The sequence below is a fragment of the Arenibacter flavimaris genome, assembly GCF_030291335.1.
Lineage (GTDB): Bacteria > Bacteroidota > Bacteroidia > Flavobacteriales > Flavobacteriaceae > Arenibacter.
Genome location: NZ_JASWIM010000062.1, coordinates 1 through 15167, shown reverse-complemented (window position 1 = coordinate 15167; position 15167 = coordinate 1). Strand labels below are relative to the sequence as shown.

Below are 15167 nucleotides of genomic sequence, written 5' to 3'. Positions count from 1 at the left end.
TTAATGGTATTCATGAATGCTACGCATTTGGGCGATGCAAAAAATGAACAGGACACAAAAATGAGATAGTAGATTATTTCTTTTTCTAATTCACACACAACTTTTGGGATTGATCCGTCCTTATGGCTACCCTAGTGGTTAATATATACCATCCAAGGTTTGCTCTGTAAAAGTCATAAAATAGGCCGCCTAAAACCATCAAAACCCCTAAAAACCAAGGCTAAAAGACAGATTTAACATAATTTAAACTATTCTTCAGACAATTATAATGTAAATTTAACGTTAAGTTATTGTAAATTTATAGTCAGTTTAAAAGCCCAAGATCATGAAAAATAATATTCAAAACAAAACACAGGAAAAGTTGAAAAGCTTTTCATTAAGAAATATACCCAATTACATAAAGGCTTACGCCAAAACTTGTAGGGAGTCCTATTACCACATGTTAAGCTTATAGAATTAGCCCTTAAATTTTACCGGTAAGTACACCAACTTTTTGGTTTCGAAGAATTCCTCTTCAAAAATTCCGGAAAGATTATAGATTTCCACCGTACGGTATTCCTTCAATTCTTCGGCCAGATCCCCTCCCTTTAAATAAAGGATCCCGTTTTTGCGTTCGTGTACAGATTTCTTTTTTATCCTACCTTTCACCCAATGTGTAAAAGTTGGCATGGCTGCCACTGCCCTACTTACAATAAAATCGAACTGTTCCGTAATTTCCTCCACTCTTGAATTAACCGCAGTGACATTTTCAATTTCCAGTCCAGCCACCACTTCCTGCACCACTTTGATTTTTTTACCAATGGCATCGACCAACGTAAAATGGGCCTCGGGATATAAAATAGCCAAGGGTATCCCAGGAAATCCGCCACCGGTTCCCACATCCAATATTTTTGCCCCGGTATTAAATTTTTGAAATTTTGCTATGGCCAAAGAATGTAGCACATGTCTAAGATACAACTCATCTATATCCTTTCTGGAAACCACATTTATCTTTAAGTTCCAGTCCTGGTACAAATGTTGCAATTTCTCAATTTGCTGTTTTTGCAAATCGGTTAAATCTGGAAAATATTTATAAATGATTGTACAGTCCATTATGTTTAGTTAAATTATTACAAAAATAGTACATTAATAGGCATGGCCTAAGTTTTAACAAAGCAGTTATAATTAATTTGGGCTCGTTTTGCCGTATATTTACAAAAAATTAAATCATGGATAACAGACCCATAAGATTTTCAAGAAAAGACTCTGCGCAATTTTTCAAAACCCTTAACAAGCGCGTTAACGATTATTTCAAGGAAAACGATCTTAAAAAGACAGGGAACTGGAAATTGCACTTAAAGACTGCCGTAATGTTTGCCTTATTTTTGGCACCCTATTTTCTAATTCTAACCCTAGGGCTCCCAAATTGGGCCAATTTATTACTCACCATAACCATGGGCATTGGTATGGCAGGCGTTGGAATGAACGTAATGCACGACGGAAACCACGGCTCCTATTCCAATAAAAAATGGGTAAACAAACTAATGGGAGGCAGTATCTATATCCTTGCTGGAAATGTATATAACTGGCAGGTACAACACAATGTACTTCACCATACCTATACCAATATCCATGAACACGATGAAGATTTGGAAGCTGGAAGGATACTTAGGTTTTCAAAGCACGCCAAATGGCACAAATTCCATAAATTTCAGCATTTTTACTCCATTTTCCTTTATGGCCTTCTTACATTTAACTGGGCCATAACCACGGATTTTCAACAAATGTACCGCTATACCAAAAGGAAACTGGCCTATGGCAAGTTCCCTAATCCTTTTATAAACTGGAGTATGCTGGTAGTAACCAAGCTAATATACATAACCATTTGGATTATAGTACCTATGGTATTTCTGGACATTGCGTGGTGGAAAATCCTTATCGGCTTTTTTATCATGCATTATGTTGCCGGAGTAATACTAAGCGTAGTTTTTCAATTAGCACATGTTGTGGATGAAGCGGAAACCCCACTGCCGGAAAAGGACGGTACCATGAAAAATACTTGGGCCATTCACCAGTTGTTCACCACAGTGAACTTTGGCACCAAAAACCGCATAGTAAACTGGTTTACGGGCGGCTTAAACCATCAGGTGGAACACCATATCTTCCCGAACATCAGTCATATACATTACACAAAAATTGCCAAAATTGTTAAAGAGACTGCAAATGAGTTTAATTTACCGTACAACGAATATAAAACTACAAGAAAAGCCATAATTTCGCACTTCAAACATCTAAAGGAACTGGGCAAAAAACCCGAATTACAATATCAGTAAATTATAACAGAAAATGAAGAACCATTTATCCGATAGGATCAATTCCATGTCCACCTCGGCCACATTGGCTATGGCTGCCAAAGCCAGGGAATTAAAAAATGAAGGTAAAGATATCATTGGCTTAAGTCTTGGGGAACCCGACTTCAACATCCCTGATTTTATCAAGGAAGCGGCCAAAGAGGCTATAGACCAGAATTACAGTAGCTATTCCCCTGTGGATGGCTATGCCGATTTAAAACAGGCCATTGCCAATAAATTTAAAAGGGACAATGGACTTACTTATGGTCTTAACCAAATTGTAGTCTCAACAGGAGCAAAACAATCCTTGGCCAATATTGCCATGGTAATGCTCAACGATGGCGATGAGGTTATTCTCCCAGCTCCTTATTGGGTAAGCTATAGTGATATTGTTAAATTGGCCCAAGGTGTGCCAGTAGAGGTCCCTACCAGCATCGATACCGATTTTAAGATGACACCGGAACAGCTGGAGAAAGCCATTACACCGAAAACCAAAATGATGTGGTTCAGCTCCCCTTGTAATCCAAGTGGGTCGGTATACAGTAAGGAAGAATTGGAAGGTTTGGCCGAAGTATTGAAAAAGCATCCCAACATTTTTATAGTATCCGATGAAATTTATGAGCATATCAATTTTAGGGGTGGCCATGTAAGTATCGCCAATATTGAAGGCATGTACGACCGTACCATTACGGTAAACGGCGTCTCCAAGGCTTTTGCCATGACCGGATGGCGAATTGGTTACATAGGAGGGCCGGAATGGATTGCCAGGGCCTGTAACAAATTTCAGGGCCAGATCACCAGTGGCGCCAATGCCATTGCCCAACGGGCAACCATAGCTGCGCTTAACGCCCCAATATCCTCCATCCAATTTATGATAGACGAATTCCACAAGAGACGCGATCTTGTTCTGGAACTATTGGGAGAGATAAAAGGATTCAATCTTAATGTCCCCGAGGGCGCATTTTATGTATTTCCAGATATTTCCAGCTTTTTTGGAAAAACGATTAATGGAACATTGATCAATAATGCTTCGGATTTTGCCCTGTACCTATTGGAAAAAGCCAATGTGGCCACTGTAACCGGGGAGGCCTTCGGAAATGATAATTGCATACGTATTTCGTATGCTGCTTCAGAGAAGGAACTAAGGGAAGCCATGGCGAGAATAAAGGCAGTTTTATAATACGGACTTTATACCTAAAAAAATGGGCATCTTCATCGATGCCCATTTTTTTTAATTCTTTTTTTATATACTAAGTACGTTTCCAAAAATATGGTGAAAGCAGTATCAATACTGTAAATAACTCCAACCTACCCAAAAGCATTAGAAATCCGCACCACCACTTCCCCAGGGCAGGAAGGCTATTAAAATTGACCAACGGATTCAAAGTACCCAATGCCGGACCAACATTCCCCAAAGAGGATGCGGCCCCTCCCACTGCACTTTCAAAGTCCAACCCCAGTGCACCAAGTACCAAGGATCCAATTATAAACAACAACATATAGAGCACAAAGAATGCAATTATATTGTATACGATATTTTCGGGCACTGTCTTATTATTATACCTAACAGGAATAATGGCATTGGTATGCAGGGTGCGCTTAAATTCCAATAGCCCGTTCTTAATAATAAGCAAGTGCCTCATTACCTTGATACCTCCTGCCGTTGAACCGGCAGAACCTCCAAGGAAAAACAGTCCAAAAAAGAATATGGTCAAAAAGGGCGTCCATGAAGTAAAATCGGCCGTAACAAAACCTGTAGTGGTAATTACCGAGACCACTTGAAACAAGGTATGCCTAAATGCGCTTTCCCACTCTCCCAATATCATGGGATGAAAATCCGACACCGGTACATTGGCCTGAAAATACACCACCAAACTGGCCACTATGGTAAAACACAAAATAAATATGGAATAGAACTTAAATTCCTCATCCATAATTACTTTTTGCACCTTTCCCTTAAAGGCATAATAGCTTAGAACAAAATTACTACCGGCCAAAAACATGAATAAAATAACAATGTACTGAATCAAGGGTTGATCGTTCCAATAGGCCATACTGGCATTTTTGGTAGAAAAACCGCCAGTGGAAAGGGTTGCCAAAGAGTGATTCATGGCATCAAAAAAAGACATTCCGGCCAATTTTAACAGCAGGGTCTCTGCCACAGTATAACTAAAGTAAATTAACCAAAGTCGCTTGGCGGTATCCGTAATTCTAGGATGTAATTTATCCCCACTCGGCCCAGGAGCTTCTGCCGCAAATAATTGCATTCCTCCAATTCCCAAAAGCGGCAAAATAGCGATCGCAAGAACTATGATCCCCATTCCCCCTATCCAATGGGTTAAACTCCTCCACAACAGTATTCCTTCCGGTAATGCCTCTATATCATCCACAACCGAAGCCCCTGTAGTAGTATAACCGGATATGGTCTCAAAAAATGCGTTGGTAATATCCGGAATGGCACCGGAAAAAAGATAGGGCAACATCCCTGAAGCAGACATGACCAACCAACCAAAAGTAACAATGATGTACCCCTCCTTCCGCTTAACCACTTTTTTGTGATTCCGCGTATAGAACATGGCCAAAACACCTACAAGCATCGTAACCAGGGCGGCAAATGTAATATCCAAAGTAGCTCCGTCGTCATAAATTCCACTTACCACTGCAGCCAAAATCATAAAAAAACCATTACAAAGTAATAGTAATCCCATGAGGTGAAAAATAATTTTAGAATTTAAGCCCATACTATAGGAACAGCTTTTCAATTTTTGGAATGGCACTTGGCAAACAACATACCACTACCCTATCACCTTCTGTAATTCTAAACCCTCCTAGGGCAATAATCCCTTCATTATCCCTTATAACCCCTCCAATGGTAGCTTCCCTGGGGAACTCAAGCTCCCTAATTATCTGTCCGTTTACTTGGGATGTTGGTTTAACGATGAATTCCAAAATCTCTGCATTTAAATTGTTCAACCGGGTCATCGCCACAATTTCGCCTTTCCTGATATGCCTAAAAATATTATTTGCTGCCAACAACTTTTTATTGAGCAAAGTGTCTATTCCTATGGAGTGCGACAATTGAAAATAATCCATGTTCTCCACTAGGGCAATCGTCTTTTTAACATTCTTGGATTTTGCCACCAGACAAGACATAATATTCGTTTCAGAATTTCCCGTAACTGCTACAAAAGCATCCATAGCCTCCAGGTTTTCCTCCTCCAACAGTTCTACATTTCTACCATCACCATTAATGATCAATGCATTGGGCAGTTCGTCTGCCAGATCAAAGGCCTTTTCCTTATTCTTCTCAATAAGCTTTACATTAAACTTATTTCTACAAAGATCCCTCGCGGTTTTGTAGCCCACCTTACTACCGCCAAGTATCATTACGTTTTTAATTTCCTTTTTCTCCTTACCGGTAAGTTTGTACAATTCGTCCAGCCCTTCCCTGGAAGTAATGAAATACACCTGATCATTTTCCTTAAAAACCGTGTCACCCCTTGGCACAATAGTGTATTGGGTACCCATTCTTTGGATGGCAATGGGCATAAAATGCAGCTCGGGAAATATCCTTGCAGCTTCCTTAACGGTCTTTCCCACAAAAGGTGCGGTCCTTGGCAAAGATACGCCCACCATGATCAAAAGACCCTCCTCAAATTCGTAGGTATTGTTAAAAGCGGATTGGTTCAACAATAGTTGTATTTCAGTTGCGGCCAAAGCCTCTGGTGAAATAAGCTCATCAATACCCAAGTCCGGAAATCTGATGGCATCCTTGTTATGAATAAACTCTGCGTTGGAAATACGCGCTATTGTTCGCTTACAGCCCAATTGTTTTGCCAACATACACAAGGTAATATTGGTGGTCTCCGAAGAAGTTACCCCAATAACAAGGTCGGACTTCCCTACTTGTGCATCCTTTAAAATGGCAATGGACGTGGCATCCCCCCTAAGCACCCTAATATCCAAATGACTGTCCGCATAAGATAAACTATCCTTATTCGTATCTATAAGAGTAATATCTTGGGATTCATAGGACAATAATTTCGCCAAATGAAAACCTACTTCACCTGCCCCTGCAATAATAATTTTCATCTGTTATATAAATTGTTTTTCATCAATCGAAGCGCACAATAATTAATGGTAAATACCGCCTTACGAATGTTTCTCCTTACGTCAACTTAGTTTAAATATAAACCAAATCCTTTTCCTATTCACACCTTCTATAGAATTAGGATCAAATCCAATTTTCCCAAAACAGGAAAGAAGCCTATTAAACCATATTCCATTTAAAATATGAATGTAAGCGGGACAAAATTACATAATTAAATCGGGTTGTATTCGAAAATATCCCAGTTAAAGAAATACAGGTCAGCGCATATTGTAAAAATTAGAAGTATAACTTTATGCCTATATAGTATCTTTACCAAAAATTTAATGATCATGAATAAAAAGGTAACCCCTTATAAAGATTCAACACTAGGTAAAAAGGAACAGGTAACAAAAATGTTCGATACTATTTCCGGAAATTACGATGGACTTAATAGGGTTATATCTTTTGGAATAGATATTAAATGGAGAAAGCGCGTAGTATCCATAGTCTCCAAAAACAATCCCGATAAGATTTTGGACATTGCAACCGGAACGGGCGATCTGGCCATTAATATGGCTCAAACAGGTGCTGGGGAAATTATCGGTTTGGATATCTCCCCAGGAATGTTGGAGGTTGGAAAAAGAAAAATCTCGGACAAAAATTTGGGAGACATTATCAAGATGATTGTTGGCGACAGTGAAAACCTTCCCTTCGAAGCCAATTCCTTTGATGCCATCACCGTAGCCTTTGGGGTTAGGAATTTTGAAAACCTTGAAAAAGGCCTTGCGGAAATATTTAGGGTCTTAAAACCAGGAGGTTCATTTGTAGTTCTGGAAACCTCCATACCCACAAAAACCCCCTACAAACAAGGATATAAATTTTATACTAGATTTATCCTCCCGGCCATTGGTATGTTATTTTCCAAAGATCGCAGTGCCTATGCCTATTTATCGGAATCCGCAGCTGCTTTTCCACACGGGCAACAGTTCAACAATATTTTGGCCAAAATCGGGTTTATAGGTATAGACAATAAGCCCCAAACATTTGGGGTTGCTTCCATATACGTAGCTACCAAGTAAAATATGAAAAATATATTAGTTCTTTTAATTGTTTTTTGCGCAGTGGGCACCACGTCCAATGCCCAGTTTAATGAAAAACCCGTAATGAACCTTGAAAATGAGGACGAGCCATTACTAAATTGGGGATATTTTTTAGGCTTCAATCAATATGACTTTAAATTTGAATACAAAGACGATCTGCCCGACATTTTGGTGGACAAATCCTATGGTTTTAATGTAGGGCTCATTGGGGAACTGCGTCTTAACAAATTTTTGGATCTTCGTTTTGAACCTGGATTGCACTACAACCAGCGAAATTTAGGTTTTCCGGGATTTGATAACGAAAGGGACGCCATTAGGGAGGTAAAGTCGACCTATATAAACTTTCCTTTACTCCTAAAGGTTAGTACCAAAAGACTGGGGAATTGGAAACCATTTCTTGTTGGAGGAGCATCGACCTCCTTAAACTTGGGCAGCAATGAACAAAGTTTGGACGACAATAGCAGTGGCACTTTCCGAATGAAGAAGACTACCTATTATTATGAAATGGGTTTTGGGATAGATTTCTATTTGGAATATTTCAAGTTTACACCCTCTATCCGTGGCGTTTTTGCCATTAATGATGAATTGGTCCGTGACAATAATCCCAACAGCCCATGGACAGGCAATATTGAAGCAATGATGACTAGAGGGCTGTTCATTAACTTTACCTTTGAGTAAAAATTAACCTCTCCTAATTTCGTTTAATAGGATAGCAGTGGCAGTTGCCACATTTAAACTCTCTGTAGTTTTGGGGCCAAATTGTGGAATTGTGATTTTCTTATCTATTAAGGCTTCTATGGCTTCAGATACCCCATTGGCCTCGTTCCCCATAACCAATATTCCCCTTTGGGTAAATTTCTCCTTATAAACCTCGGCACCATCCATAAAAGCCCCATATACCGGAACCCCAGAATCACTTATAATCCCCTGTAGATTCCCATACACAATGTTCATCCTACTTATGGAGCCCATTGTAGCCTGTAGGACCTTGGGATTATAACAATCTACGGAATTGGACGAACAAATTAGGCTCTTGACCCCGAACCAATCGCAAAGACGGATAATAGTACCCAAATTTCCCGGATCCCGAACATCGTCCAAAGCAATGACCCAATCCGAAAAATCCAATGGCCCCGGAACCGGAATATGAAATACGCCCAAGACCTTGTTTGGAGTGGACAATCCGCTCATTTTTTTCAATTCCCCCTCACTTATCACCTCTATAATATTGCCATCCCCCTCCAACAATGTGTTGTCCGTAACATATATTTTATAGACCTTCAGGGAAGAATTGAGTAATTCCCGGACGGTCTTTACTCCCTCCACAACAAACAACTTGTTTTGAGCACGGTACTTTTTTTGCTGTAAATTTTTTATAAATTTTATTTGGCTTTTTACAACCATACAAATAATGTATTTTTGACTTCTATGAGGACACGGCAGTGTATGTATTTAAACATTACGAAAATAGGATTATTATTGCTAGTAATTGCAATTACCTCTTGCAATGCAACAAAAAGAGTTGGCGATGACGAACTCCTATTGACAAAAAACCTTATTTATGCCGATAGTACAAAGGTTACGGATGAAGATATACACAGCCTTATTTTTCAAAAACCCAACAGCACATTATTAGGTTACCCCCTTCGATTAAATCTTTACAACTTGGCCAAGAAAAACCCAGATTCTTCCTATCAGGTATGGTTGCACAAAAAGGAAAAAAGGGAGCAGCGCCTCATCAATGTCCTTTCCAAAAAACAAGTGGAAAGATTGGGTGAATCCTTTTTGGTCAAAGGGGCCAGCGTATGGTTAAAAAATATAGGGGAACCTCCAGCCATCCTAGATACTTCAAGAACAAGAAGGTCTTTGCAAAGACTGAATGCCTATTACAAAAGCAAGGGGTATTTTAACAACGCTACGACTTATGAAATAGATACCAGTACCAGAAAACAACGGGCCACCATCAACTACAAGTTAGATTTGGGCTCCCCTTATCTTATAGACTCAATTTCCACAAAAATAACCTCTTCTGCCTTGGACTCCATCAACAAGGCCTACAAGAGTGATTCGTTTATAAAATCAGGGCAACGGATAGACCTCGACAACTTTAACAGCGAGCGGGAACGATTGACCAATCTTTTTAGAAACACAGGTATCCACAACTTTCAGGAGAGCTCCATTTCCTACGATTTAATCGGGGACACGACCAAACTGGGAAACAATCAAAAATTGGATATTCTTTTAAATATTGAAGATTTAAAAACTAGGACAGACAACGCTCTTTCCACCTCGGAATACAAGGTCCACACCTTTAAGAAAATCAATATTTACACCAACTACACCTTCAATAATGGGCTGGATAGCTTAAATAAGGTGGACTATAAAGATTTCACGATCTATTACCAGGGAAAATTACGGTATAAGCCAAAAACACTTACGGATGCCGTTTTCTTAAAAAAAGATAGTATCTACAGGGAAATTAACCGAATAAGAACCTATAGACAAATTACCAACCTTAACACCTTTAAATATCCCAATATTGAATTTGTAGCCGATAGTACAGATTCAGAACTGACCGCCAATATCTATCTTTCACCCCGTCCTAAATATTCCTTGGGTACCGATTTTGATGTAACCCACTCCAATATTCAATTTTTAGGCATAGGGTTTAGTCCATCCCTACAAGCCCGAAATTTGTTCAAAGGTGCAGAAAACCTTAGTATTTCCGGAAGGATAAGCATAGGGGCCTCCAGTGACCCGGATATTGCGGACAATCGTTTTTTCAATATTTTGGAAACGGGGGCGGACATCAACCTTAATTTACCCAGAATTTGGTTCCCCTTTGTAAATACATCCCGTATTATACCCAACTATATGCTTCCCAAAACCAAATTATCCATAGGAACAAGTTTTCAACAGAATATTGGCCTGGACAAACAAACCTTTAATACTGTTTTTGGTTATAATTGGTCACCATCGGATTTTAAAAAAAATACAGTAGAGTTATTAAATGTACAGTTTGTCCGCAATGTAAACCCCAATAGATTTTTTACGGTCTACCAGAACACCTATGAGAATTTGGATGAAATTGCCGACAATTATCAGACCGAACCCGCATTGGCCGAATTTTATGAGACAGGAAGCGGCAGTACAGATCCATATTTAATAATCCCAGAGGGCACTACAGGTTTTACCAACGCTATCCTAAACGGGGAGGTGGCCTCGAGCACCTCGGATTATGACAACATAAGTAGTATTGAAGAAAGAAGAATAAGGCTAACCGAAAACAATTTAATATTCGCTAGCAATTACACTTTTAACAAGAACAATAAAAACGGTACTACCGATAATGATTTTTATCAGTTTAGGTTCAAATTGGAAAGTGCCGGCAATCTCCTGTCTGGTATTTCCAATTTAATTCCGTTCTATACCAATGAAGATAATAAACTCCTGGTTTTTAACGTGCCATTTTCCCAATATATAAAAACGGAATTCGACTACATAAAACATTGGAGCACCTCAAGGACCAACGTACTCGCTTTTAGGAGTTTCTTCGGAATTGCCGTACCCTATGGCAATTCGGACAACATACCCTTTGTAAGAAGTTATTTTGCCGGCGGGTCCAATGACAACCGTGCTTGGTTGCCATATTCACTTGGACCGGGCAGTACAGAGGATGTGAACGACTTTAACGAAGCAAATTTAAAAATAGCCTTCAATCTAGAATATCGCTTTCCAATAGTAGGTGATATAAAAGGGGCACTTTTTGCCGATGCAGGTAACATATGGAACGTCATGGACAACGTTACCGACGAGAAGGCCAAATTTGAAAATTTTGGATCCTTGGCAGATATTGCATTGGGAACAGGCTTGGGAATACGATACGATTTTACATATTTTGTGTTTAGGTTGGATATGGGTCTCAAAACTTATAATCCTGCCGAAGAATCTTCCAAAAGATGGTTTAGGGACTACAATCTGTCCAACGCTGTATTCAACATAGGTATAAATTATCCTTTTTAGAGCTGATTATTTTATTACTTTTGTCCCAACTTTTTAATTATATACACTAAAACAAGATTATGGCACACAATATTAAACCAGGAGTTGCAACCGGAGATGAGGTTCAGAAAATTTTCAATTATGCTAAGGAAAAAGGATTTGCACTACCTGCTGTTAATGTTATAGGATCGAACACGATTAACGGAGTTTTGGAAACTGCTGCCAGTTTAAATGCTCCCGTAATTATACAGTTCTCCAACGGGGGCGCACAGTTCAATGCAGGAAAAGCTTTATCAAATGACGGTCAGAAAGCGGCTATTTTGGGAGCCGTGGCAGGAGCACAACACGTTCATCAATTGGCAGAGGCTTATGGGGCAACCGTTATATTGCACACAGATCACTGTGCCAAAAAATTATTGCCATGGATAGATGGTTTGTTGGATGCAAGTGAAAAACATTTTAAGGAAACTGGGAAACCGCTATACAGTTCCCATATGATAGACCTGTCGGAAGAGCCGTTGGAAGAGAATATTGAGATATGCAAAAAATACCTTGCCAGAATGAGCAAGATGGGTATGACTTTGGAAATAGAGTTGGGAATTACAGGAGGTGAAGAAGACGGTGTGGACAACTCTGATGTGGACGATTCAAAACTATATACACAACCAGAAGAGGTTGCCTATGCCTACGAAGAGCTATCCAAAGTAAGCCCTAGGTTTACCATTGCCGCCGCATTTGGCAATGTCCACGGTGTTTACAAACCAGGAAATGTAAAACTAACCCCAAAAATCCTTAGGAATTCACAGGAATTTATTACTGAGAAATACGGTGTGGAACACAACCATATAGATTTCGTATTCCACGGTGGATCGGGCTCTACCGTAGAGGAAATACGTGAGGCCATTGGATATGGTGTTATTAAAATGAACATCGATACCGATTTACAGTATGCCTTCCTGGAAGGTATCAGGGACTACGTTCAAGATAAAAAGGATTATTTACAATCCCAGATCGGTAATCCAAACGGGGCCGATGAACCAAACAAAAAACATTATGATCCACGTGTTTGGCTAAGAGAAGGAGAGAAAACGTTTGTTACTCGTCTAAAAAAGGCTTTTGAGGACCTTAACAATGTGAATACCCTATAATCCCCCAACCCAAAAAGAAAGCTTATGTCGTCTTGGTTTAAAAGAAAGGAAAAAGGAATACAAACTGCCACGGATCAGAAAAAGGATACCCCTAGGGGCCTTTGGTACAAATCACCTACAGGAAAAATTGTTGAATCCGATGAGTTGGCAAAGAATTTTTATGTTAGCCCAGAAGACGATTATCATGTACGAATAGGCAGTAAGGAATATTTTGAAATACTTTTCGACAATAACAAGTTTACCGAGTTGGACGCCAAACTTACTTCCAAGGATCCGTTGAAATTTGAGGACACCAAGAAGTATGCGGATCGTTTAAAGGCGGCCGAAGCAAAAACGGGCCTCAAAGATGCGGTTAGGACCGGAGTGGGCAAATCACTGGGTAAGGACGTTGTTATTTGTTGTATGGATTTCAGCTTTATCGGTGGTTCCATGGGCAGTGTGGTAGGAGAGAAAATAGCACGGGGTATCGATTATTCCATCAAAAAGAAAATCCCCTTTGTGATGATTTCCAAATCTGGGGGGGCACGTATGATGGAAGCCGCATTGTCCCTTATGCAATTGGCCAAAACATCGGCTAAATTGGCACAACTCGCCGATGCAGGCATCCCTTATATTTCATTGTGTACGGATCCAACCACTGGAGGTACCACAGCTTCCTATGCCATGTTGGGCGATATAAATATTTCCGAACCAGGGGCCTTGATCGGTTTTGCCGGTCCCAGGGTGGTTAAAGAGGCTACTGGGAAAGAACTGCCCGAAGGGTTCCAGACAGCGGAATTCCTTCAGGAACATGGATTTTTAGATTTTATTGTACATCGCAGGGATCTTAAAAAGAAAATCAATCTTTATATAGATTTAATAGAAAACAACCCTGTTAGAAAGTAAAATAAAGAGGTCGTCTAAAAACTAATTAGGCGACCTTTTATTTTTCGGTTTTTCTGATATTATTTTGAACTTGCTTTGTTGATCAGGTAATTTTAGAGGTTAGCTTAATGGGGCAAAGCGATTCCTACATCGCCAAGCTCACTTTTTTAAGGTTATGTGCCATTGCAATGAGCCCTATTTCCGTTTCCACCTTATCAAGACCTCTTAGCATGAACCTTTTAAAGTTCATATTGTGCTTTATGTTGCCAAAAACGGCCTCAACATCCCAGCATCTTTGTTTTCTGTGAGCGATTCCTTCCGGACCCAATAATTTTTGTTTTGCCTTTGCCTTGAGCCTGGCCAGCTTGTGGTTTCTCTCTACTATGCGATTGCCCTTTGATCTATGGCACAGGCTTCTGAGCTGACAGCCTGCACAGTTCTTGGCCTGGTACCTATTTATTTTTTGCTGGTATCCGGTAGCGGTCTTTTTTAAATAGCTCCCTATGTTCTCCATGGGCTGTCCCATCGGGCAATAATAGGTGTCCGTTTCATTGTTGTAAAAGAGATTGTCCGCTGCAAATGGCCTTTTCTGCCTTCCACGTTTCTCATCCAACTGTTCTTTATGGAAGTAGTTATACTTTACAAATGCATCAATATCCTTCTCATGAAGGTAGGTGTAGTTTTCTTCGCTCCCATAGCCTGCATCGGCCGTTAGTGCCCTGGGTGGTTTTCCGTAACCTTTTATAAAGTCTTCGGTATGGTCGATAAGTGTGGTGGTGTCCGCGGTGGTCTGTGCAAGGGTGTAGTTTGCTATGAACTGATTGTTGGTGGCTGCCTGTAGATTGTACCCTGGTTTGAGCTGTCCATTGAGCATATGGTCCTCTTTCATCCTCATAAAAGTGGCGTCGGGATCCGTCTTGCTCATAGAGTTGCGTCCGCCCATCTGTTGCTCGTACCTGTTGTACCTGGCGATATTCTTTGGCCAGTTCTTCTTGGCGTAATCGAGCTTTTGCCTTACTTTTCCATCAACTTTCCTCCCTTTAAGTGCCTGGTTGATCTTGTCGATTGTCCGTGATACCTGGTCAGGGTCTATTGCTTCAAAGTTGTCCGGCCCGTTGGGCCTTTGTTCCTCTTCGGCATACACCGTCTCCACATACCTCCATAGTTCTTTTAGTTGTTTCTCGATACGGGAACGTGAGGTCTTGATACTTTTTCCCCATACAAAAGTATAACGATTGGCATTGGCCTGGATCTTGGTGCCATCGACATAGATTTCCTTTAAGCTCAAATAGCCCTGTTCTGCCAGTAGTATCACAACTTGGTTAAAGATCTTTTTGAACTTCCCCTTGAGTTTGCCCGAGCGAAAATTGCTGATGGTGTTATGGTCGGGCCGGATACAGCCGCTGAGCCACATAAAGTGGACATTCTCGCCCAATGCCTGTTCGATCTTACGGGAGGAGTATAAGTTGCGAAGGTAGGCGTAGACCAAAATCTTTAAAAGGTCCCGGGGATGATAGCTAGAGGTCCCGCCTCCTTTATAGGTGTTTTCAATGGAACGGATATCTATCCGGTCCAAAATGCTGTTGACGATACGCACCGGGTGATTTTCGGGAACAAGATCATCATAACTGGG

Annotated in this window: 12 protein-coding genes; 7 read left to right on the top strand and 5 right to left on the bottom strand. The window is 40.3% G+C overall.

The features are described 5' to 3' along the window. Positions 1–456 precede the first annotated feature (456 nt). Positions 457–1092: a 16S rRNA (guanine(527)-N(7))-methyltransferase RsmG gene (gene rsmG / locus QSE00_RS24435; protein ID WP_110355664.1), complete on the bottom strand. Its 636-nt coding sequence runs from the start codon at positions 1090–1092 to the stop codon at positions 457–459. A gap of 116 nt (positions 1093–1208) precedes the next feature. Between rsmG and QSE00_RS24430 the strand changes: the two genes are divergently transcribed. Together QSE00_RS24430 and QSE00_RS24425 are read left to right on the top strand one after the other, a co-directional pair. Next, positions 1209–2312: a fatty acid desaturase family protein gene (locus tag QSE00_RS24430; RefSeq protein WP_110355663.1), complete on the top strand. Its 1104-nt coding sequence runs from the start codon at positions 1209–1211 to the stop codon at positions 2310–2312. 13 nt (positions 2313–2325) lie between these two features. Next, complete coding sequence (locus tag QSE00_RS24425) at positions 2326–3510, top strand: pyridoxal phosphate-dependent aminotransferase (protein WP_286107900.1); 1185 nt, start codon at positions 2326–2328, stop codon at positions 3508–3510. A 70-nt stretch (positions 3511–3580) separates the two neighbouring features. On the opposite strand, the gene QSE00_RS24420 is transcribed toward QSE00_RS24425, so the two are convergent. Together QSE00_RS24420 and trkA are read right to left on the bottom strand one after the other, a co-directional pair. Further along, positions 3581–5071: a TrkH family potassium uptake protein gene (locus QSE00_RS24420; protein ID WP_110355661.1), complete on the bottom strand. Its 1491-nt coding sequence runs from the start codon at positions 5069–5071 to the stop codon at positions 3581–3583. 1 nt (position 5072) lies between these two features. Continuing rightward, positions 5073–6422 (bottom strand): Trk system potassium transporter TrkA, encoded by a 1350-nt coding sequence (trkA, locus tag QSE00_RS24415; protein WP_110355660.1) that lies wholly within the window; start codon positions 6420–6422, stop codon positions 5073–5075. A gap of 348 nt (positions 6423–6770) precedes the next feature. On the opposite strand from trkA, the gene ubiE reads away from it, so the two are divergent. Together ubiE and porT are read left to right on the top strand one after the other, a co-directional pair. Further along, positions 6771–7499: a bifunctional demethylmenaquinone methyltransferase/2-methoxy-6-polyprenyl-1,4-benzoquinol methylase UbiE gene (gene ubiE, locus QSE00_RS24410; RefSeq protein WP_286107899.1), complete on the top strand. Its 729-nt coding sequence runs from the start codon at positions 6771–6773 to the stop codon at positions 7497–7499. A 3-nt stretch (positions 7500–7502) separates the two neighbouring features. Next, positions 7503–8198 (top strand): type IX secretion/gliding motility protein PorT/SprT, encoded by a 696-nt coding sequence (gene porT / locus QSE00_RS24405; RefSeq protein ID WP_286107898.1) that lies wholly within the window; start codon positions 7503–7505, stop codon positions 8196–8198. A gap of 3 nt (positions 8199–8201) precedes the next feature. Here porT and QSE00_RS24400 read toward each other — a convergent pair whose 3' ends face one another. Beyond that, positions 8202–8924, bottom strand: coding sequence for a TrmH family RNA methyltransferase (locus QSE00_RS24400; RefSeq protein ID WP_286107897.1), 723 nt, complete (start codon positions 8922–8924; stop codon positions 8202–8204). Between the two features lie 75 nt (positions 8925–8999). On the opposite strand from QSE00_RS24400, the gene tamL reads away from it, so the two are divergent. The 3 genes from tamL to accD are packed head-to-tail and all read left to right on the top strand — an operon-like array spanning position 9000 to position 13555. Further along, positions 9000–11543, top strand: a complete 2544-nt coding sequence (gene tamL, locus QSE00_RS24395; RefSeq protein WP_353477502.1) for a translocation and assembly module lipoprotein TamL — start codon at positions 9000–9002, stop codon at positions 11541–11543. 59 nt (positions 11544–11602) lie between these two features. Then, complete coding sequence (gene fbaA, locus QSE00_RS24390) at positions 11603–12670, top strand: class II fructose-bisphosphate aldolase (RefSeq protein ID WP_286107896.1); 1068 nt, start codon at positions 11603–11605, stop codon at positions 12668–12670. Between the two features lie 24 nt (positions 12671–12694). Continuing rightward, the gene (accD, locus tag QSE00_RS24385) at positions 12695–13555 is read left to right on the top strand and encodes an acetyl-CoA carboxylase, carboxyltransferase subunit beta (RefSeq protein WP_110355654.1); all 861 of its coding nucleotides are present in this window, start codon (positions 12695–12697) and stop codon (positions 13553–13555) included. Positions 13556–13679: 124 nt separating this feature from the next. Here the strand turns inward: accD and QSE00_RS24380 are convergent. Beyond that, positions 13680–15167 (bottom strand): IS1182 family transposase (locus tag QSE00_RS24380; protein WP_286107895.1); only part of this gene is annotated, 1488 nt, incomplete at its 5' end.